Annotated in this window: 18 protein-coding genes; 13 read left to right on the top strand and 5 right to left on the bottom strand. The window is 37.5% G+C overall.

Going from position 1 to position 22,365, the window contains the following annotated elements:
* Positions 1–381 precede the first annotated feature (381 nt).
* From EQG61_RS09040 to hemL, 4 genes are read left to right on the top strand one after another with little or no spacing between them, the layout of a single operon-like run.
* Entirely contained in the window at positions 382–2,211 is a 1,830-nt protein-coding gene (locus tag EQG61_RS09040; RefSeq protein ID WP_129461597.1) for a T9SS type A sorting domain-containing protein, read from the top strand.
* Between the two features lie 46 nt (positions 2,212–2,257).
* The gene (locus EQG61_RS09035; RefSeq protein ID WP_129461596.1) at positions 2,258–3,151 is read left to right on the top strand and encodes a 1-aminocyclopropane-1-carboxylate deaminase/D-cysteine desulfhydrase; all 894 of its coding nucleotides are present in this window, start codon (positions 2,258–2,260) and stop codon (positions 3,149–3,151) included.
* A complete protein-coding gene (locus EQG61_RS09030) occupies positions 3,144–4,127 on the top strand; it encodes a glucosaminidase domain-containing protein (RefSeq protein WP_129461595.1) in 984 nt (327 codons plus the stop codon). The genes EQG61_RS09035 and EQG61_RS09030 overlap by 8 nt, the downstream gene beginning before the upstream one ends.
* 1 nt (position 4,128) lies before the next feature.
* Positions 4,129–5,415 carry a glutamate-1-semialdehyde 2,1-aminomutase gene (gene hemL, locus EQG61_RS09025; protein ID WP_129461594.1) on the top strand — a complete coding sequence of 429 codons (1,287 nt, stop codon included), beginning with the start codon at positions 4,129–4,131 and terminating at the stop codon, positions 5,413–5,415.
* Positions 5,416–5,467: 52 nt separating this feature from the next.
* Here the strand turns inward: hemL and EQG61_RS09020 are convergent, their stop codons facing one another.
* On the bottom strand, positions 5,468–5,821 hold the full coding sequence (locus tag EQG61_RS09020; RefSeq protein ID WP_129461593.1) for a hypothetical protein: 354 nt from the start codon (positions 5,819–5,821) through the stop codon (positions 5,468–5,470).
* Between the two features lie 71 nt (positions 5,822–5,892).
* Positions 5,893–6,333, bottom strand: coding sequence for a hypothetical protein (locus EQG61_RS09015; protein WP_129461592.1), 441 nt, complete (start codon positions 6,331–6,333; stop codon positions 5,893–5,895).
* A gap of 136 nt (positions 6,334–6,469) precedes the next feature.
* On the opposite strand from EQG61_RS09015, the gene EQG61_RS09010 reads away from it, so the two are divergent.
* The 4 genes from EQG61_RS09010 to EQG61_RS08995 all read left to right on the top strand — a co-directional run bounded on the left by EQG61_RS09010 (position 6,470) and on the right by EQG61_RS08995 (position 9,724).
* Entirely contained in the window at positions 6,470–6,781 is a 312-nt protein-coding gene (locus EQG61_RS09010) for a hypothetical protein (RefSeq protein WP_235829048.1), read from the top strand.
* A gap of 104 nt (positions 6,782–6,885) precedes the next feature.
* The gene (locus EQG61_RS09005; protein ID WP_129461591.1) at positions 6,886–7,686 is read left to right on the top strand and encodes an MbnP family protein; all 801 of its coding nucleotides are present in this window, start codon (positions 6,886–6,888) and stop codon (positions 7,684–7,686) included.
* Positions 7,687–7,733: 47 nt separating this feature from the next.
* The gene (locus tag EQG61_RS09000; protein WP_129461590.1) at positions 7,734–8,765 is read left to right on the top strand and encodes a cytochrome-c peroxidase; all 1,032 of its coding nucleotides are present in this window, start codon (positions 7,734–7,736) and stop codon (positions 8,763–8,765) included.
* 2 nt (positions 8,766–8,767) lie between these two features.
* Positions 8,768–9,724, top strand: a complete 957-nt coding sequence (locus tag EQG61_RS08995) for a transporter family protein (RefSeq protein WP_129461589.1) — start codon at positions 8,768–8,770, stop codon at positions 9,722–9,724.
* 29 nt (positions 9,725–9,753) lie between these two features.
* Here EQG61_RS08995 and EQG61_RS08990 read toward each other — a convergent pair whose 3' ends face one another.
* Together EQG61_RS08990 and lysS are read right to left on the bottom strand one after the other, a co-directional pair.
* Positions 9,754–10,089, bottom strand: coding sequence for a hypothetical protein (locus EQG61_RS08990; protein WP_129461588.1), 336 nt, complete (start codon positions 10,087–10,089; stop codon positions 9,754–9,756).
* Positions 10,090–10,153: 64 nt separating this feature from the next.
* Positions 10,154–11,842, bottom strand: a complete 1,689-nt coding sequence (gene lysS / locus EQG61_RS08985) for a lysine--tRNA ligase (RefSeq protein WP_129461587.1) — start codon at positions 11,840–11,842, stop codon at positions 10,154–10,156.
* Positions 11,843–11,995: 153 nt separating this feature from the next.
* Between lysS and lipB the strand changes: the two genes are divergently transcribed.
* Positions 11,996–12,694, top strand: coding sequence for a lipoyl(octanoyl) transferase LipB (gene lipB / locus EQG61_RS08980; protein ID WP_129461586.1), 699 nt, complete (start codon positions 11,996–11,998; stop codon positions 12,692–12,694).
* Here lipB and EQG61_RS08975 read toward each other — a convergent pair.
* Complete coding sequence (locus tag EQG61_RS08975) at positions 12,691–13,296, bottom strand: ribonuclease HII (protein WP_129461585.1); 606 nt, start codon at positions 13,294–13,296, stop codon at positions 12,691–12,693. The genes lipB and EQG61_RS08975 overlap by 4 nt on opposite strands.
* 200 nt (positions 13,297–13,496) lie before the next feature.
* Here EQG61_RS08975 and EQG61_RS08970 point away from each other — a divergent pair, with 200 nt between their 5' ends.
* The 4 genes from EQG61_RS08970 (at position 13,497) to EQG61_RS08955 (ending at position 22,251) form a co-directional block, all read left to right on the top strand.
* Positions 13,497–16,613: a SusC/RagA family TonB-linked outer membrane protein gene (locus EQG61_RS08970; protein ID WP_129461584.1), complete on the top strand. Its 3,117-nt coding sequence runs from the start codon at positions 13,497–13,499 to the stop codon at positions 16,611–16,613.
* Between the two features lie 13 nt (positions 16,614–16,626).
* On the top strand, positions 16,627–18,264 hold the full coding sequence (locus EQG61_RS08965; RefSeq protein WP_164974921.1) for a RagB/SusD family nutrient uptake outer membrane protein: 1,638 nt from the start codon (positions 16,627–16,629) through the stop codon (positions 18,262–18,264).
* 59 nt (positions 18,265–18,323) lie between these two features.
* The gene (locus EQG61_RS08960) at positions 18,324–20,174 is read left to right on the top strand and encodes a S8 family peptidase (protein WP_129461582.1); all 1,851 of its coding nucleotides are present in this window, start codon (positions 18,324–18,326) and stop codon (positions 20,172–20,174) included.
* Between the two features lie 127 nt (positions 20,175–20,301).
* On the top strand, positions 20,302–22,251 hold the full coding sequence (locus tag EQG61_RS08955) for a putative porin (RefSeq protein ID WP_235829047.1): 1,950 nt from the start codon (positions 20,302–20,304) through the stop codon (positions 22,249–22,251).
* Positions 22,252–22,365 lie beyond the last annotated feature (114 nt).

Raw genomic sequence — 22,365 nt, 5'->3', positions numbered from 1 at the left:
ATACGTCAAATATAAGGTCTATGGTTTTATATAATAACGATGAAATGCATAAAAAATCGATAAAATACATAAAAGATATTTCAAAGAATGAAAAAACTTACAAATAAAATACATTCACCTATAGATGAAAGTAAGAAAAAGATTATGAAGTAAATTGGATGCAAAGGGCAATATTTGACTTTGATATCTTTTTTTTAATTTTAAAATAAAAATCCAAGCTAAATTCATAAATAATGAATAATTTTGACTAGCTGAAATGTCTATATTTCAATGATTTAAGGGGCTTTTCACGGCAAAAGATGCATTTCATCGATTTTTTTGTATTTTTCATCGATTGTATTGAGATTATTCTTACTTTTACAATACCAAAACTATTTGATTATGAAAAGATTACTACTAATGCCCGTAATTATGTTGTTTTTCCTACCCAAAGGGAATGCACAATTGTATGTAAGTGATAATAGCTATGTGTTCAATAGGGGCACTTTACTATACGCTGGAAGTAACTTAGAACTAAATGGTAGCAATAGCTACTTATATCTTAGAAATGGAGGCCAGTTTCTTCAAGGTGCTGCCGGATCTTCCTCTAATAGAGGAGTAGGTAAACTTTCTGTTTTTCAGGAAGGTACGTCAAATCAATATGCTTATAATTATTGGTGTTCACCCGTAGGGAACCCATCCTCTGGTTCTGGAAATGAAGATTTCGGAATTTCTATGTTAAATGTTCCCACCACAGTTACCACAAGTAATCCCGCTACATTAACCTCTGCTGGTTATGATGGAATTTCTTCAACTGGAGCAGTAACCATAGCATCGTATTGGATCTGGCGTTTTTTATCTTCAACTAACTACGCCCAATGGGTTCAATCCGGTGCTGCTACCAATATAGGTCCTGGTCAAGGATTTACGATGAAAGGAGTTAGCGGTTCTGATGCCACGAATCCAAGTGAAGCTACTTCAAATAATCCTGGAAATAGCCAACGCTATGATTTTAGAGGAAAACCCAATGATGGAACTATCGTTGTAAATGTTGGTTCAGGAGCTTCTACTTTAACTGGAAATCCCTATCCCTCTGCTATTGATTTGAATGCATTCCTAACGGATCCATCCAATTCAGCCATCGACGGTACTGCCTTATTTTGGGAGCACGATAATACAGTAAATTCACATAATATTGTGGATTATCGTGGAGGTTATGGTGTATATAATGGTTTGACGAGTGTCTATACACCAGCTACTTTTTATACCTATGATTTAGGAGGAAATCCTGGAACTGTTTACAGTTCGCCAAATAATATGTATCAACGTCGCTTTTCGCCTATTGGCCAAGGATTTATGGTGCGCGGTGTCACTAATGGAAGTGTACATCTAAAAAACTCACATCGTGTATATGTACAAGAAGGTGTGGCTAATTTATCGCAATTCCAACGTAATACTAATCAGACAAATTCTATTGGGGCAGTCAATTTTTGGGACATACCCAATGTGGCGGGTGTAGATTATACGCAGTTATCCATGGCTCCAACACCCCATTTTACTGTAAATGCTTCGTTGGGGGGGAATGCTGTACGACAAATAGCCGTTTGTTTTTTACCCAATGCTATCGATGGAATTGATAAAGCCGATTCTAAATCTCCAGATGCAGCGTCCAATTTACCAGCGGATATGTATTTGGTATTAGAAAATGAGCCTTTTGTACATGCTACTACTTCATTTGATATTAGTAAACGATTTAATGTTGGATTTAAGGCCAATGCAGCTACAACGTTTACTGTAATGGTTAAAGATTTAATTAATTTTGACTTGGCAGAAAACATTTATTTGTTTGATAATACCACAGGATTATATCACGATATTAAAAATCAATCTTACAGCATTACTTTGCCTACTGGAACAATTAATGACCGTTTTCAAATTACATTCACCGATGAAGCGTTAGGGAATACTACTTTTGACGCCGGAAAATTGGATGTGCTTCAAAATAACGCCAATCAAATGCTTACCATTAATAATCCAACGCAATATGAATTGGCCGAAGTGAGTTTGTACGATATGCTGGGTAAAATGATTTTTACTAAGAAAAATGTTGGTAATAATACTACCTATGAATTTTCAACAAGCGGTTTGTCAGAAGGCATATATATTGCTCGATTAAAAACCGCAGAGGGACATACCCTGAGTAAAAAAGTGATTATCGAAAGAGTACAATAAGAAGAGGGAGCAATTAGCTCCCTTTTTTATTATAATTTTGCAACCCATGAAGGTTGAAACGAATTATATTGGAACATTCAATGACGTACAATTGTATGTGCGGCGTGAAGATTTAATTCATCCATTCATTTCGGGAAATAAATACCGAAAGCTTTTCTATAATTTACAATATATTCAGGAGCATCAGTATACTTCAGTGCTCACTTTTGGGGGTGCCCATTCTAATCATATCGCGGCAACGGCTTTTGCAGCTTTTAAAAATAAAGTGAATGCCATTGGAGTTATTCGAGGTGATGAATTAATGGATTCCAAGCTGTGGAGTCCGACCCTAATTCAAGCCCATCAGTGGGGTATGCAGTTTGTTTTTGTCTCTCGTAATGATTTTAGAATATTAAAAACAAATACAGCTTATTGGCAATCGCTTTATCCTAAAGCTTATATTTTGCCAGAAGGGGGAACCAATTCATTAGCCATAAAAGGGTGTTCAGAAATATTGACTCCAGAAGATATTTGCTATGATTTTATTGCCACAGCAGTAGGTACAGGAGGGACCATTTCCGGACTCATTCATGCGAACTTGCCCAATGTGAAAATTTTAGGGTTTCCCGCCTTGAAAGGCGATTTTTTACGGCAAGATATTTGTAGCTTTGCATCTGGAAATAATTGGGATTTAATAAACGGATACGAGTTTGGTGGATATGGTAAAATAACTCCGGAACTTATTGCGTTTATAAATACATTTTATCGCAATTTCAAAATACCACTTGACCCTATTTATACAGGTAAAGCAATGTTTGGAATACTCGATAAAATACAATCGGGTTATTTTCCTAAAGGTTCGAAAATTCTCTTTATACACACCGGTGGTTTACAAGGAATATCGGGTGTAAATGCAATTTTGCAAAAGAAAAATCAGCCCTTAATTCAAGTCTATGAATAAAGTTTTTCTTTTTTTATTGGTATCATTTTTTGTAGTGAGTTGCGGTACCTCTCATCCTGTTGTACGTACAACAAAGCCCGTAGCACAAACTCCAAAAAAGCCCGATCCACGAAAAGGGACACGTCCTAATGCTGCTCCCGTAAAACGGAATACTACTACGGTTGCGACTACTGATAAACCGTCATCAACTACTTCCCATTCAACGTCAAGTTCCAAAGCAACAGCACCCGACAACAACGCGTCTACAGCTGCGGTCAATCAACAGCCTACAGAAGTTCTTCAAGCTACTACAACGGTGAAAGTAACTACTGCAATGGTGTTGGCGTACATTGATAAGTACAAAGAAATTGCCAAGAAAGATATGGTCGATTACGGCATTCCCGCTAGTATTACTCTAGGGCAAGGTATATTAGAGTCTGGGGCGGGGAGCGGACCTTTAAGCACGCAAGCCAATAATCATTTTGGGATCAAATGCCATAAAGAATGGACAGGTCCAAGTGTGAGTTATGACGATGATACCGCTGGCGAATGTTTTCGAAAATATTCTCATCCGCACGAATCGTTTAAAGACCATTCGATGTTTTTAGTCTCACGAGAGCGCTATGCGGCATTATTTCGTTTAGAACAAGACGATTACAAAGGGTGGTCAAGAGGGCTAAAAGCCGCAGGATATGCAACTGATCCTGCTTATCCTACAAAATTAATTACCTTAATTGAAAAGTACCAATTGTATCGTTTTGATGCAGAAGTATTGGGGAAACCTGTGCCCCAAATTATACAATCAAAAGATTCAATTGCCATTGATAAACCTACTGTTTTTCCAGTGAAAACAATTGGTAATCAGCATGTGGTAACTAAAGGAGATACCTTGTTTTCCATCGCTAAAAAATACAACATGTCGGTGGATGATTTAAAAAAGAAAAATAACTTAACCGAAAACGCCATTTCCATTGGCCAAACCTTGAGTGTAAATTAATATGCAATACCAAAGAAGTAGTCAGCTTTTTGCACAAGCTGAACAAGTTATTCCTGGCGGTGTAAATTCGCCAGTTCGCGCTTTTAAAGGAGTAGGTGGAACGCCAATTTTTGTGTCCAAAGCCAAAGGGGCTTATCTGTATGATGAAGATGGAAACCGTTTGATTGATTACATCAATTCTTGGGGGCCTATGTTGTTAGGTCATGCGTATGAGCCTGTAATTTCGGCGATAAAAGAACGTGCAGACCGCGGAACATCATTTGGAATGCCGACCGAACTCGAAACCCAAATTGCAGCATTGGCCATTTCGATGGTGCCCAATATTGATAAAATTCGTTTTGTAAATTCAGGTACCGAAGCTTGTATGAGTGCCATTCGTTTGGCGCGCGGATTCACAAAACGCGATAAAATCATAAAATTTGCGGGTTGCTATCATGGCCATTCCGATTCGTTTTTGATTCAAGCAGGAAGTGGAGCAAGTACATTTGGAACACCCAATAGTCCGGGTGTGACACAAGGTACTGCTAAAGACACTTTACTTGCCCAATACAACAATTTACAAAATGTCCAACAGTTGTTGGAAGCTAATCCCAATGAAGTGGCAGCAATCATTGTAGAGCCTGTGGCCGGTAATATGGGGTGTGTTCCGCCGCTTGAAGGATTTTTAGAAGGTTTACGTGACCTTTGTACAGCACATGGTACATTGTTGATATTTGATGAAGTGATGACCGGATTTCGCCTTGCAAAGGGAGGAGTTCAAGAGCGCATGCAAATTGCAGCGGATATTGTTTGTTTTGGAAAAGTGATTGGTGGGGGATTACCCGTTGGTGCATTTGCAGCTCGAAATGAAATCATGAATTATTTGGCACCGGTCGGACCTGTTTATCAGGCGGGTACTCTTAGTGGGAACCCATTAGCGATGGCAGCGGGATATGCGATGTTGCAAGCGATAAATGACGACGCAACGCTTTTTGAACGCCTTGATGCAAAAACAGCCTATTTACATGAAGGTATGGATCAGGTGTTAAAAGCCTCAGGAATTGACTATACCATTAATCGATTGGGGTCCATGATTTCGGTTCACTTTGATGCACGACCCGTTATTGATTTTGATTCGGCAAAAAACGGCGACAATGAACGATTTAAAAAGTTTTTCCATGGATTGTTGCAAGAAGGGGTTTATATTGCTCCTTCAGCATATGAAACGTGGTTTATCACAGATGCGCTAACGTATGAAGATTTAGATTTCACAATTGCAGCTGTCGCTAAAGTGATAAAAAGCCTATAATAAAAAAGCTCCTCAACCGAGGAGCTTTTTTTATACTATATTAATTTCTATTTTATTTCGTGGTCTTGGTTTTAGTTGCTTTTCCAACAAGGCGATCAAAAACAGCGGTGTTAGCTTCTAAAGTAGCCATTTGTTGCGGAGACAACGTTCCTCTGATTTTGGCTTCAATTACATGACTCATCTCGGTTTTACGTTCAACACTTAAATTCTTATTGGTTAAAACTTCATGTTTCATTTCAAACAAGTGGAAAAAATCCTCAATTTGAGTATCGGGTAATCCAACAAGCTGCGCCAATTCTACTGCATCTTTCTTAGCCAATTCCTGAACTGACAATTCTTTTTCTTGAGCATTCATGCTTAAGGTTGTTGCAAAAAATAAGACCAAAGCTGCAATTAATTTTTTCATTGGAAATTGATTTTGAATTGAATAATAAGTCAAAGATATACTTTTTTAACTATAAACCAAAAAAAAGAAAGTTAAGGCTTTGCCTCTTTGGTAGGTTCGCCCAACTCTGCTCCATTTTCAGCCATCATTTTTCTTTTAGGACGCAATCCTTCTTCAAAAATTGTATACTGCTCAGTAGAAAGAATTTTTTTCATCTCTTCTTTAAACGCATTTTCTTCAGCATCCCGTTTTTGGCGAAGTTCGGCTAATTCTGCTTTAGTTTTCAAAGCGCCGTTGTCTTTTTTACCCTTTAATTCTGCAATATGTGCTTCGCGATTTTGGACAATTTTTTCAACTAAAGGAAGAATTTTGTCTTTCTGTTCTGTAGTTACCGTTAATCCTTTTGTCAAACGATTGTACAAAATAGTAGTTTTTTCTGCTGTGGTTAATTTTGGAGGAGTTCCCGTTTTTTCTACTTGTGCATTCACGAAAACACAAGTAAAAAAGGCCATGATAAACACGAATTTTTTCATTTCTCTCTTTATTTTTGAATATGACTAAATTAAAGTTTTAAGGTTTAAAATTACAGAAAATATTGGCTATTTTTGCAAAGTGAAACAAAGTGTACTCATAATTGTTTTTTTATTTGTTTTCAAACCCGTATTTCCGGTGGTTGAATACCTTTTGAATTATGATTATATTGCTAAAGTTTTGTGCGAAAATAAAGCGAAACCCGAACTCAAGTGTAACGGAAAATGTCACTTGATGAAACAATTGGCCAAAGCTTCCGAAACAGAAAAGTCTGAACAGAAAGACAAAAAAAGCAATGTCAAAGTAGAGTGGGAAATTCCATTTGTGCTAACTGAAGTTGAATCAGTTCGTATTCCAATTGAGCCCCTATATTATATTCCAATTCCTTCCTATTCCAATCAGTATTCGTATACATTGAATACAGCATTTTTTCATCCACCAACCGTTTAAAAATTTTCTTAATCTTTTCATTCCGCATTGTTGTGGATACTCTCGCTATGTCTTGTTTTAAGACATGGTTAACTATTTATTTTTTAAAATTTTAAACTGTTAATATGAAAGTTTTTTTCAAAAATATGGCGGTAGTTATGACTATGGCCCTAACTTTACTGTCTTGTTCAAATGATGATGCCAACTCCAATGTTTCCGGTGAAGGGACATTAAAATTAGAATTTGATAATGTTTATAAAACGGCTGATTTAGCCATGAATACGGCCTATACCAATTCCAATGGTGAAGTGGTGAAGGTTTCTAAATTGAAATACATTATTAGCAATATCAAACTCACAAAAGAAGACGGAACGGTTTTTACCTATCCCAAAAGTCAGAGCTACTTTATTGTTGACGAATTGACACCTGCTTCGTTACTTTTAAATTTAACCAATGTTCCCGCTGGGAATTATACAAAAGTAACTTTCGGTATCGGCGTAGATCAAGATCAATTTAATTTGGGTGCTACAGGTCAAGGTGATTTTTTAACACAAGCACAAAATGCGGGCATGATGTGGTCGTGGAGTGCGGGGTATAAATTTGTAGCTTTTGAAGGGACATTTACGGCTCCTACAGTTTCTTCAGACACTTCGTTTATGGTGCATACAGGCCAAACAGGAACTGATTACAATTATGCTACGGTAACGTTGAACTTCCCGTCAAATGCCTTGGTTCGTACAAACATTACGCCTCAAGTGCACATTATGGCAGATGCATCACAATTGATTGATGGTACTAACACCATCTCTTTAACAGCTGCCAATGGAATGGGAATGGGAGCGATGATTATGGGTGGTTCCAATTTAGCATTGATCACTGCAAATTTGGCGAATATGTTCGAAGTCGAACACGTTCATAATGACTAAAAATGATAAAGGCGTTGCTTAGGTAACGCCTTATTTTCTTTTTTATCATGAAAAAGTTAGTAGTAATTATGATGATAGGAATGCTTTACAGCTGTTCCAATCAAGAGGACTATGTAGATGTGCCGTTAGCTTTTAATAAGCCGTCAAATTTTCCAGACGTAGTTTACAATCTACAGAATAATCCTCCCACTCAGGCCGGTTTTGAATTGGGGCGAAAATTGTTTTACGAAGGACGATTATCTTCGGATGGATTGGTGTCCTGTGGATTTTGTCATATTCAAGCCGATGCTTTTACGCATCACGGTCATTCCATCAGTCATGGTGTCAATAATGCACAAGGAACACGGAATTCACCGCCCATTCAAAATTTAGCCTTTCAAACGGCTTTTATGTGGGATGGAGCTACCACGCACCTGGATTTACAACCCATTATTCCGTTTACGAGTCCGATTGAGATGAACGGAAATTTCGATGCAGCATTGACCATGATGAAATCGGATGCTACCTATAAAAAGATGTTTAAAAATGCCTTTACAGACGGGAAAATCAATTCCGAAAATATGCTAAAAGCATTGGGTCAATTTATGACCATGATGGTTTCTTCCAATTCACGGTTTGATAAATACCGGAGAAATGAATTGGGTGGCGAATTAACTGCCACGGAATTGGCGGGATATGCCGTTTTTAATCAAAAATGTGCGACCTGTCACGCGACCGATTTATTTACGGATAATAGTTACAGAAATAACGGTTTGCCTATTAATCCACAAGTGAATGATGTGGGGCGTTATCGGGTAACTGAATTGGAATCAGATCGCTATAAATTTAAAGTGCCCAGTCTTCGCAACATTGAGTTGACAGCGCCGTACATGCATGATGGGCGATTTTTTACCTTGGAAGGAGTTTTGGAGCATTACAATTCTGGAATGGTCAATACACCCAATTTGGACCCGCTTTTCACAACGGGTACAACTTTAGGAATTCCTTTAAATACTACCGAGAAATCGCAATTGATTGCTTTTTTAAAAACCTTAACGGACATGGAATTTATTCATGATGTTCGTTTTTCAGAATTTTAGTTATGAAAAAAATAATTTTTTTGTTTTTCTCGGTTATGGGTATGCATGCTCACGTGAAAGACACCCTGCCTTTTCCGAGTCCAACTGCATTTCAACCTTTCAAGTTAGCGATGGAAGATTGTGATTCGTGTGGATGTTCAGCGAGTGGAGGCAGTATGGGCTTTGGTTCGTTACTTAATGCAAATTATGTAGGATTGCGTTATTTGTACCAATTTTATCGTACAAATGATGGATTGTATTCCAATTCCCCTTGGTACGATGAACAGTACAATACACTCCAAGTGTGGAGTCGGTTGCCTGTGAGTAAAAAAATACAGGTTTCAGTTTTAGTTCCGTATCATTTTCACCAGCATCAAACCAATACGGGAACGCAGTCCATGCAAGGGTTAGGAGATATTACTTTATTGGGTAATTATCGAATATATCAGAATTTAAAAAAAGATAGTTTGACTGTTCAACACACCTTTATCGTTGGTGGTGGTGTAAAGATGCCTACCGGAGTTTTTGACCAAGCAAACAACGGAAGTGTCAATCCGGGGTATCAATTGGGAACAGGGAGTTGGGATGCTATTTTTTTAACAGATTATACTCTTCGCTACAGGCAATTTGGAGTGAATGCCGTGATGAATTATACAAATAAATCCGAGAATTCAAAAGGCTATCGTTTTGGCAATCAATTTAATTATGCGGGAACACTTTATTATATCTGGAATAAAGATAAAATGACTTTGGCACCTCAATTAGGAGTAAGTGGAGAAGTTTATGCGCACAATTACCAACACGGTCAAAAGTTGAAAGAAACGAATGGCTCGATTTTATTTTCTAAAATTGGATTTGAAGCCGGATTAGGGAAGTGGTCTTTGGGTGCGAATGTGATGTTGCCTTTGCATCAAAATTTGATGGCAGGAAATGTGAATGCCCGAAGTCGCATCGGAATTAATTTGAATTATGCTTTATAAAAAAAGGAGGTCAATTGACCTCCTTTTCTTTATTTTTTATACACCATGATTTTGTTGTACAAATCTTTGTTAGCTTCTAACTTAGCGCGTTGTTCTTCATTCAATCCCCACCATAATTTTTGAGCATACATATCAAAAATTTCTTTCTTTTTAGCTTCGTCTGTAGTGCTTGCAATTTCTTGTGCACGAAGAACAAATAAAGTAGCATAACTACTTTTCAAATTGTCGTCCATGGGAACTGCTTTACTCAATGCTTCAATTTCTGAAGCAGCAACCACTTTAGGATTGGCTGTTTCGGTTGTTTTCTGAGCAGCTGCGATTTGAACTGCGAAAAACGTAAACAAGGCTATAGCTATTTTTTTCATAATTATCTTTATTTGGATGCTAATATAAAAATAAAATCCTTAGAATGAATAATGTGAGCGAAATTTAAACGAGTTGAACTGTTTTGCTTTCACCATCAACCACCACTTTAGTTAAGCCGTGTTTTGCTAAACCTTTCATGGCAGCATCCCATTTTTTTCCACTTAATTGTGATTTTTCTTTGAGTACACCAAGGGCTTGGTTGTCCTCTGCTTTTAAAAGTCCGAGAATTAACTTTTCATCTTCCGTCATTTCTACTTGTTTTTTCTCAGGTCGCATTTGAGGGAAGAAAAGCACTTCTTGGATAGAGGCGTTATTTGTTAAAAACATGATTAAGCGGTCCATTCCAATTCCTAAACCAGAAGTTGGAGGCATACCATATTCAAGGGCTCGCAAGAAATCTTGATCGATAAACATCGCTTCGTCGTCTCCTTTTTCGGCCAATTTTAATTGGGCTTCAAAGCGTTCACGTTGGTCGATAGGATCATTCAATTCAGAATACGCATTGGCAATTTCTTTACCACAAACCATCAATTCAAAGCGTTCGGTCAAATCGGGATTATCGCGGTGTGATTTACACAAAGGTGACATTTCTTTCGGGTAATCGGTGATAAAAGTGGGTTGGATGAATTGGCCTTCGCATTTTGCACCAAAAATTTCATCGATTAATTTACCTTTCCCCATCGTTTCATTCACCTCAATGCCCATGGATAAAGCTGCTTCACGCAATTCTTCTTCTGATTTTCCAGTGATGTCAAATCCGGTGAAGTTTTTAATAGCGTCTGTCATGGTGACACGCGCATAAGGCGCTTTAAAATCAACTTGATGTTCTCCAAATGTTGCTTGCGTAGTGCCATTAACTTGTACGGCACAATATTCCAATAAATTTTCGGTGAATTCCATCATCCAGTTGTAATCTTTGTAAGCTACATAGATTTCCATTGCCGTGAATTCAGGATTGTGTGTGCGGTCCATTCCTTCGTTGCGGAAGTTTTTGGAAAATTCGTACACTCCATCAAAGCCACCTACGATCAATCGTTTTAAGTACAATTCATTGGCAATACGCATATACAAAGGAATGTCTAATGAATTATGGTGGGTAATGAATGGTCGCGCAGAAGCACCTCCTGGAATGGATTGTAATACCGGAGTTTCAACTTCCATGTAACCCGCGGTATTGAAATACGTACGCATGGCGTTGAATAATTTGGTGCGTTTGATGAAAATATCTTTCACTTCAGGATTCACCACCAAGTCCACATAACGCATACGGTAACGCAACTCGGGGTCGGAGAATTTGTCATACACCTTGCCTTCTTCATCAACTTTCGGCATCGGGAGTGGGCGGAGTGTTTTACTCAAAAAAGTGAAATGGTCCACGCGAATGGATTTTTCGCCCACTTTCGTTAAAAACAATTCACCTTCTATTCCGATAAAATCACCCAAATCGGTCAGTTTACGGAAAACGGTGTTGTACATGGTTTTATCTTCACCGGTACAAATTACGTCGCGGTTAAAATACAACTGGATCCGACCTTCGCTATCTTGTAATTCAGCAAATGCCGCTTTTCCTTGATCACGAACACTCATCAAACGTCCGGAAACAATTACCTTCTTTCCTTCTTCAAACGATTCTTTCACCTGTTTGGAAGTATGGTCCACAGGAAAAAGTTGAGCGGGATAAGGATTAATCCCCAAGGCACGAAGTTGGTTGAGTTTGTCTCTACGAATGAGCTCTTGTTCGGAAAGTTGCATAGAATTATTTTTAGCGTGCAAAGATAAATTATTAGTCAAAAAGAATCAATATTCAGAACAGATTAATTGGGTTATATAGATAAGGTTTCATTTTGCGCGATCAGGAAATGGCTTTTCGTATCTTTGCCGTAAAGAATTATATTCAAAAATAACATGAATAAAAAGGTGCAACTTCAAAATTTAGGGCGTAAAGATTACAAGGAAACATGGGATTATCAGGAGGAATTGTTTTCTAGTATCGTTGCAGATAAATTGCAAAAAAGGTCAGAGCCTGAAATTGAAACCGCAAATTATTTTCTTTTTGTTGAGCACCCGCATGTTTACACGTTAGGAAAGAGTGGTGATTTTTCTAATTTATTATTGAGTGAAAAACAATTAGAAGCTAAAGGAGCTACTTTTTATAAGATCAATCGAGGCGGCGATATTACCTATCATGGGCCAGGTCAAATTGTAGGCTATCCTATTTTAGATTTAGAGAATTTTTTCACAGATATCCATAAGTACTTACGATTATTAGAGGAAGCGATAATTATGGTTCTGTCAGATTACGGATTGAAAGGCGTGCGTAGTGATGGTGAAACAGGCGTCTGGTTGGATGTGGGAACTCCTTTTGCTCGAAAAATTTGCGCCATGGGCGTGCGCGCCAGTCGTTGGGTGACCATGCATGGATTTGCTTTGAATGTAAATGCCGATTTAGGTTATTTTGATAATATCATTCCTTGTGGGATACGCGGTAAGGGTGTGACGTCGTTACATGTGGAATTAGGAAGGGCTGTGGATGAGTTGGAAGTACAACAAAAAATTATCCGCTATTTTTCGCAGCTTTTTGAAGCTGAAATCATTTTTAATTAAATACCGAAATCCAAACTAAGTTGATCGGGTAATAAACGAAAACTTTTTCGGTGGTATTTTGTGATACCGTATTTTCGAATGGCTTCTCTATGTTCTTCAGTAGGGTAGCCTTTGTTTTTTTTCCAATTATACATAGGATATTCTTTATGGATACGATCCATGTAGGCGTCTCTTTCATTTTTGGCTAAGACAGAGGCAGCAGCAATACTCATATATTTGGCATCTCCTTTTACAATCGTTTGAAATGGGATGTCAAGAACGGGTTTAAATCGGTTGCCGTCAACAATTATAAACTGAGGTTGGGGTTGCAATTTTTTAATGCATTCCTGCATGGCTTTAATCGAAGCATTTAAAATGTTGATTTCGTCAATGACTTCGGGTTCGAGATGAACAATGGCAAAGGATAGAGCTTGGGTTTCAATTTCAGGATGTATTAAGTGTCTGATTTTTTCAGAAAGCTGTTTAGAGTCATTTAAATGTTCAATGGAAAATTCCGGTTTTAAAATAATAGCAGCCGCGGTGACGGGTCCGGCCAAACAACCCCTTCCGGCTTCATCGGTACCGCATTCAAATTCAAAATCGGAAAAGTTAAATTTTAACATAATGCAAACAGAAATAAATTCTTAAAATTTAGACGCAACCTTTTACATAAAAAAACATCTTTTTTTTGTGTTGCAACCACAAAGTTACGCTATGCCTGATAAACTTTAACAATGGAAAACGGTAATATTCCGAAGTATTATTTGTTTTTTTAAGAATTAATTAGGAAGTTTGCGGAATAACTAACTCAAATAAATTTAATATGAGATCGAAGTTCAAATGGATTTTTACGCTATTAGTGGCGTTAACAATGCAGTTTTCATTTGCACAAGAGAAAACTGTTACAGGTACTATTACAGATGGTAAGGCGACTGTGCCTATGGCCAATGTGAAGGTAAAAGGTACCAACAATGGTGTGCAATCTGATTTAGATGGTAAATTCTCCATCAAAGCTAAAGCAGGTGATGTACTTGTTATTTCTTTCCTTGGTTATGAGTCTAAAGAAGTAAAAGTAGGTACTGCAAATTCTTACAATGTTGTATTGGTTGAATCATCTAAAGTATTGGATGAGGTAATCGTACAAGGGTATGGTAAGACTTCAATTAAGAAAAAGGATCCGGGTTCTTCTGCAACTGTTTCTGGAAAAGCAATTGAAAACCGTCCAAACGTTAACTTCTTGCAGTCTATCCAAGGTCAGTTGGCAGGTACAAACATTGCTTTGTCTTCTGGACAACCAGGGTCTAACAAAATTGATGTTGTTATCCGTGGAGCAAGTTCATTGAATGCAAGTACTGATCCATTGTATGTGATTGACGGTGTGCCATTGAGTCAAGCGTTTTTTAGAAACTTGAACCCAAATGATGTTGAGTCAGTTACCGTTTTAAAAGATGCTTCTGCTACTGCAATTTATGGTAACCGTGGTGCTAACGGGGTAATTTTAATTACGACTAAAAAAGGTGGTTTCAAATCTAAATTAAGTGTTGCGTACTCTTCAACGTATGGTACAACTGAATTCAGAGGTGATAAGTACAATTTAGTGAATGCAAGAGAGCACTTAACTTTACAAAATTTATTTGGTTCTGGACCAGGTTTTGATGGTGAAGTAACAGGGTATCCAGGTTTAGTTACTGTTGATCCAACAAACATCGGTGCTTATGCTATCGATACAGATTGGAAAAAAGTTTTCTTTAGAACAGGTAAAACAGCTTCACACAACATTTCATTAACTGCGGGTAGTGATAATGTGTCTAACTTCACTTCATTAGGATATTTTGAGCAAGAAGGGATTGTGCCAACTACTTCATTCAAGCGTTTTACATTAAGAAGTAATATTACTGGTAAGTCTTCAAATGATAAGTTCAACTATGGTTTAAACATCATGGCTGCCTATTCAAGAAGAAATCAGTTAGAGCAAGAGACAAGAGCAGGGATTAATACAAACGTATTACAAAACCCATTGACAGCTTATTTGTCTTCAGCTGCTTATTATTCTCCATCATCTTATGTTTCAGGTCAACAATTGTTTGATGAATTTGGTTCTCCTGCTTTACAGTTGACTCCATTCATGTTGATGGATTTATTCCAAGATAAACATGCGCCTAGTTTCTTTGATGAATACAAAACTATCATCACTTCAAATTTAGGGTATAAGTTTACTAAAAATCTTACCTTTACTACCAATGCGGGTGTTGACTATTCTGATGACAAACGTGTTTTTGCTATCGGTCCAGAAGCTTACTTATCTGTTGTTAGAGCAGTGGGTGCTGGTCAACCTTTCCATGGTTTAGAAAACCAAAGAAGTAACCGTGAGTTCATGTTTAACTTCTTTAACCGTTTGAACTACAAAAAAGTTATTGCTGACAAACACACTATCGATCTTTCTGCGTATACAGAATACATGAAAGCGCATAGAAGAACTTCAGTTTACCAACAAATTGGTTTAAATCCATTAACTTGGTATCCTGGTGCAGGTACAGGTTATATTCCTTATAACACAACTTTACCAGCAAGTTATATTCCAACTGTAGGTGCTTCACGTATTGATGCAGGTACTTTCTCTTATTTCGGAACAGTTGATTATGACTATTCAAGCAAATATGGTTTCGCTGGAACTATTCGTCGTGATGCATCTTACCGTTTCGTTGATGCTAACAAATGGGGTACTTTCTGGTCTGTTGCCGGTCGTTGGAACATCAACAAAGAAAACTTCATGAAAGATGTTGAATGGATCAAAGATTTGAAATTACGTGCTTCTTATGGTACTACAGGTAACCAAAATATCGTGGCTAGAGATGTTGACTCGGATGTGAGTACAATTTTCGGTGCATCTCAAGCGGTTCGTGACTTAAATAGCTCACAACAAGGTTACGGAAACGTTTCATCTTTCGGTGTTTCTTCTTATGCAAACACAGATTTAAGATGGGAAACTGTTGGACAATTTAACGTGGGTATTGATTTTGATATCAAAGGACGTTTGGTTGGTTCTGTTGATTACTACAAAAAGAATACTACTGACTTGTATATGTCTATTCCTGTTTCTGCTGCTAATGGTATTACTTCTATCAGCGGTAACAACGGAGAATTACAAAATGCAGGGGTTGAAGTTAACTTACGTTACAACATCTTTAAAGATGGTGATTTCAAATTATCACTTTTTGCAAACGGTGCGTTGAACAAACAAAAAATGGTTAGCTTAGGTACTTTAGATAATGGTACTGGTAAACAACGTGTGGGTACTGATTATATGTTAGCTGTAGGCGCTCCTGCTTATGAGTATTTCTTAGTTCCTTACGTAGGTGTTAATCCAGACAACGGTAACTTATTGTTCTTAGATATCAACAATAACATTACTGAAAACCCAACAGATGCTGACCGTAGAGAAACTAAAAAGAACGAGTATCCATTGTACCAAGGAGGTTTCGGTTTGAATACTTCTTATAAAGGATTCTTCTTAGATGCTACTTTTGTTTACTCTTTAGATTTCTACAGATATGACCCAGATTTAGCTGGATTAATGGATATCCGTAATGTTGATCCATTCCCAGTATCTACCGATGTATTCAATGCTTGTACACCAACAAATACCAATACTGACGTTCCTTCTTGGACAGCGACTAACTACGATTCAGGTGATATTTCTGACCGTTTCTTGAAAGATGCTTCTTTCGTTCGTTTGAGAAATTTATCTATCGGTTATGATGTTCCTGCTAAATTCTTAGAGAAAACTTTTATCAAAGGTTTGAAAATTAAAATGCAAGGTGAAAACTTCTTAACATTTACAAAATGGAGAGGTATGGATCCAGAATCTTTCCAGGCATCTGCTACTGGTTATTACCCAACTCCAAGAGCTTACACATTTGGTGTAGATATTAATTTCTAATAAAATAATGACTATGAAAGTATATAAATTTCTATTACTGATGTCTGTTTTTGCATCATTTACAGCTTGTAATGATGCTACAGATATTGTGCAAAAGGGAGAGTTGAATGACAAAGCGCTTTTCACAAGTGTGGGTAATATGCAACTTTTCTTAAATGAAACTTACGATCGTTTCAATGTTGAAACTGACTTTATGACTGCTTCATTACTTACTGATGAAGTTGCTATTGGTAGTGGTTTAACAGTGAATGATACACAACGTTTCTTCGTAGTATCTACGAATGGTTATGCATCATCTATGTGGAATACGCATTACAATTTGATTAACTATTGTAATCGTTTAATCCGTGGTGCTGCTTTGTTTACACCTCCAGCTGCTGATCAAGCGGCTTACAATTCAATTATTGCTCAAGCTAGAGCTTTACGTGCCTTCGCTCATTTTGAATTGATGGTGTATTTTTCACCTGACTTAAGTAACCCTAATGCTTTAGGTGTTATGTTGTTAGATAAAGTGCCTACAATTGAAGAAGATACTCCTAGAGCTACAAATGCAGCTTTGTATTCTTTAATTGATTCAGATTTAGACTATGCTGAAGCAAACTTGATTGAAGCTTCAACTAACTCTTACAAATTCGTAAACTTTGATTTTATCAATGCTTTCCGTGCTCGTATGTTCTTGTACAGAAAAGATTATGTTAAAGCATTACAATATGCTAATGCTGTAATTAACACTTCTGGTGTTTCTTTAGCACAATCTACTTTCACTTTACCTGCAAATTACCCAGCAACTTCAAACGTGTTGCCTCCAGTTGGTACAGGTACAGGTAGTACAACAATCAATACTTCACCATCTACAGCTCCAGCGCAAGCTGTTCAAAGAGCATTGTATCAAATTGATCAATGGACTTCAACTGCTGCGCCAACTTATCGTAAAATGTGGGTTGATGCTGAACAAGGTGAAAGTTTAATGTCGTTAGACCGTCCAAATAACAAGAATAACTTCTCTAGCCAATACAATACTAACGGTTCTTATTTAACTGGTGGTCCTTTGTTTGATATGGGTAGAAATTTATTTGACTTATACACACAACCACTAGGTGGAGGAGCTGAAGACTTCAGAAGATGGAGTTTTGTTGACCGTTCTTCTACAATTGCTGTTGATCCTTCTACAGCTACTAGAACAGGTGAAGTTATTGTAATCGACAAATATCCTGGAAAAACAGGAGGTCACACTTCTAATGATATTAAATTATTCCGTCTTTCTGAAATGTATTTCATTAAAGCAGAGTGTTTAGTACGTAATGGAGATTTAGCAGGTGCTGCTTCTTTAATTCAACAAGTTCGTCAAGCTAGAAATTATATCATTGGTGCAGTTGTTCCAACTCCAACCTATGCTTCTGCACAAGCTGCTTTTGCTGATATTTTATTAGAGCGTAGAAAAGAATTAGCTTTTGAAGGTCACCGTTATATTGACTTAAAACGTTTAGGAGCTGAAGCTGGAGTAACATCTACAGATCGTTATTCTCAAGATGGAGTGAATTCATCTGCTACAAGTCCATTAAACATTACAATTACTGACTATCGTTTCACAATGCCTATCCCACAAGCGGAAATCAATGTGAACAATATGCCGCAAAATGACGGTTACTAATAAATAGTTAAAAAAAATGAAAACCTCTCTTTTGAGAGGTTTTTTTTTATATTTGATTTATGAAAAAATTATTACTATTTCTATTTCCAATCGTTGCAATTGCTCAAAATAATGAAGAGCGTGCATTCATTTTGAAGCAATCTTTACCCTCAGAAATAAATGCATTGAAAGCAGAATTAAAATTTGATTCAATACGTAATATTTCTTTAGTAAATGACTATGTGAAAAGTCATGGATTGTTTCGTGGTTTACGTCCAGAACGGGTTGAAAATGGTGTGCCTTTTTATTATCAAACGGATAATAATGTTTATTCCGTTCAATCCTTAAATGCAACAAATTTATTACCTGGTGGTACCTCTCAATTGGGTTTAACAGGTTCTGGTATTAATGTTGCTATTTGGGATGGAGGGAAAGTTCGGAATACTCATGTGGAGTTCGGTAATCGTGTCACAATTTCAGATGGTGCGGCTACTTTATCAACGCATGCTACTCACGTATTAGGTACAATTATTGCCAGCGGTGTTAATCCTTTACGAAAAGGTTTTGCTACACAATCTACAGCGTATACGTATGATTTTTCAAGTGATATGAGTGAAATTGAAGCTTATGCAGGATTGGGTTTTTTGATGTCAAATCATTCGTATGGAAATATTGCTTCACAATTAGCTGAAGAAACATTTGGACAATATACGACTCAATCAAGACAAGCCGATTTAATTCATGCCACCTATCCCTATTATCAAATGGTGAAATCTGCCGGTAACGATCGAAATGATACTACTTTGGATCACGTTGTGAATTATGGGGGATATGATTTATTATCCGGGTTGTCCACAGCAAAAAATATTTTAACCATAGGTGCAGTTAATGGTTTTACCAGTGCAACTACGAATGAAAATAATACACTAGCAAGTTTCAGTAATTTTGGTCCGCCAGATGACGGTCGGGTAAAACCAGATTTAGTTGGTAAAGGAGTGGATGTGAATTCTTCTATTTCTGTTTCAGATAATGCCTATTCAATGCTATCCGGAACTTCTATGTCTGCTCCATCCATTACAGGGTTAATTGCTTTGTTGCAAAAACATTTCAATAATTTAAATCCTGGATTGTATATGCGTTCTTCAAGTGTTCGTGGATTACTTTGTCATACTGCTCAAGATTTGGGTGATAATGTAGGACCTGATTATTCTTTTGGATACGGTATACCCGATGGCATTGAAGCCGCTAATTTAATTTCAAACCGAGGTAATGGTACATTAATGGATGAGTTACTCTTAAACCAAGGGGATACATATTCTCAAAATGTACAAGTTAACACTACTGGAAATTTAGTTTTTTCAATAAGTTGGACTGACCCTGCAGGTACTGTAAATAATACCGCTGATAACGATAATCGTTCTCCACGTCTTGTAAATAATTTAGATATTAAAGTAGTAAAAGACGGTGTGACCTATTATCCTTGGAAATTAAATCCAGATGGTTATTTTGATCCCGCAACTAACAATTCTGATAATGATGTAGATAATTTTGAGAAAATTGAAATTCCAAATGCTACACCGGGTATTTATACCATTCAAGTGAATCATAAAGGTACCCTTTCAGGTGGATCACAAAGATATTCATTGTTGGCTTCTGGTACGGTGCCTTTAACATTGTCAAATACATTGTTTGCTTCTGATAATACATTTTTTGTATATCCAAATCCAGCTTCAACAGAAATTCATTTCAACAATCCCAAAGAGCTTACTTTGAATAGTGTAAATATCTATGATATCACGGGTAAATTGGTTGCACATTCCAGTTCAATTGTAAACAACACCGTTGATGTAAGTGCTTTACAAAGCGGAATGTATATGGTAAAAATCAGTTCGGAAAACGGCATCTTTGTTCGTAAATTCTCCAAAAAATAATTCGGTGCTATTATAGCCAACTCCAAAACGCCTTTTTTAGGCGTTTTTTTTTGCTCCAAATTTTTGTTAAATCCACCGCGACTCATAAACATTGTCTATTTTTGCCAAGATTATGAAAACCACATTAATGAGAAATCTAATCATAGTAATTTGTTTCTTTTACTCGATTTTTTCTTTTGCCCAAAATCAAGAGGAAAAACCCGTGAAAAGTATGATCAAAACAACGGAAGAAAAGGCAAAAGAAGCAGCCCGTAAAGCCCCAATTTCTTGGTACAAAATCTATTCTCTTGAAAAAGACACCACTATTGTTGATACCACATTAACAATCAAAAAATATTACCAATACAATTACCAACGCAAAGATCGCTTTGGGCAATTGCAATACCCCAACGAAGGACAAACCTATTCCTATTTGGATTTTAGCCAACAAAAGTATTCCACGTTTCCTGAAATGGGTTTCAAAGGCAAACATTACGGATTTATGGAAGCCAATGATATCCGTTACTACCATGTTCCCACACCTTTATCCGATATTTATTTTAAAACCGTAATGGAGCAAGGGCAGTCCGTTGATGCTTTGGTAGCGATTAATACTTCCAAAAATGTGAATGTTTCCGTGGCTTTCAAAGGACTTCGGTCGCTGGGTAAATACATCAACCAATTGTCAAGTACTGGGAATTTCCGTTTGACAACGTCCTACCGCATGCCTTCAGGACGCTACACTATCAACGCTCACTTTGCAGGACAAGATTTTTTAAATGGGGAAAATGGCGGTATTACAACTCTTTCTAATTTTGAAGGAAATGAAGCCATTTATAATAACCGTGCCCGTTTACAGGTCTACCTCACCGATGCATTCAGTGTATTAAAAAGTAAGCGCCTCTTCTTTGATCATGCCTTGCGCATCAATACCAAGGACGCCCAAAATAATCTGGTGTTATTGCACCGATTCAATTACGAACACAAATATTTCGAATTCAATCAAGCGACACTTTCGACTACTCTTGTTGGGGAAACTACCTCTACTACCTTTAATCGCTTTGGTGATGCCGCAACGATTTCTAAAATTAATGACCAACTGACCTACGATAAATTGTATAATCGAGTCGGAATTCAATTTGAAAATAAAACTCTAGGTATGCTTCGGGGTTTTATCGAGCAATTCAATTACTTCTATAATTTTCCAGGTGCAAAAACAGTCGGCGCCGTCGAAATTCCCGGCCAACTCAAAGCCTCCATTGCAACCATTGGCGGTGAATACGAATACCGAAAAGGCGCATGGAACGGAATCGCAACTCTTTCCAATTCCTTTACTTCACAAACCCTACGCAATTTTGAAGTGAAAGCACGCTATACCGTAAACGACAAGAACAATTTTGTATTCCAATACCAAAACCAAAGTAAATTACCCAACAACAATTATATCCTCAATCAAAGCAGTTACGACAACTACAATTGGTTCAATAGTTTTAAAAATGAGAAATTCAACACGTTAAAAGCGGAAGCCAATACCCAATGGTTGCATGCTTCGCTTCAGGTGTCCAACATCTCCGATTTTCTTTATTTTCAAGATACCCAAAACGTCCCCAATCAACAGCTTGTCACGCCCCACCAATTTGCCGAAAGCATCAATTATCTCGCGGTAAAAGTGGATCGTGAGTTCAAGTACAGAAGTCTGGGGTGGGACATCACAGCACTCTACCAAAAGGTGGATCAAAGTCAGCCCGTACTCAACGTACCCGAACTTACCTTCCGCAGCAGTCTATTTTATTCTAACCACTGGTTCAAACGCGCCATGTTTGTACAAACTGGAGCAACCGTCAACTATTTCACAAAATTCTATGCCAACGATTACAATCCAATCCTAGGTGAATTCTTTGTGCAAACCCAAAAGGAAATCGGGAATTTCCCCGTGGTCGATGTGTTCTTCAATGCGCGCGTGCGCCAAACCCGAATTTTCTTGATTGCCGAACACGTGAACTCGCTCTTCGGGAAAAATAATTATTACGCTTCCCCAAGCATGCCGTACCGCGATTTTATTATTCGCTTCGGCTTCGTGTGGAACTTTTTCCAATAATTTTTTAAGGACCTATTTCCTGCTATCCGCTATACCTGCCTGCCGGTAGGCTGGTCAGGGGTAGGGGCTGTATAATTCATAGACGACTAATTGCATAAACTATTGGCAAATTCC

The sequence above is a fragment of the Flavobacterium stagni genome (assembly GCF_004122105.1).
Classification (GTDB): Bacteria; Bacteroidota; Bacteroidia; order Flavobacteriales; family Flavobacteriaceae; genus Flavobacterium; species Flavobacterium stagni.
This window is presented reverse-complemented; position numbering and strand designations above follow the sequence as displayed.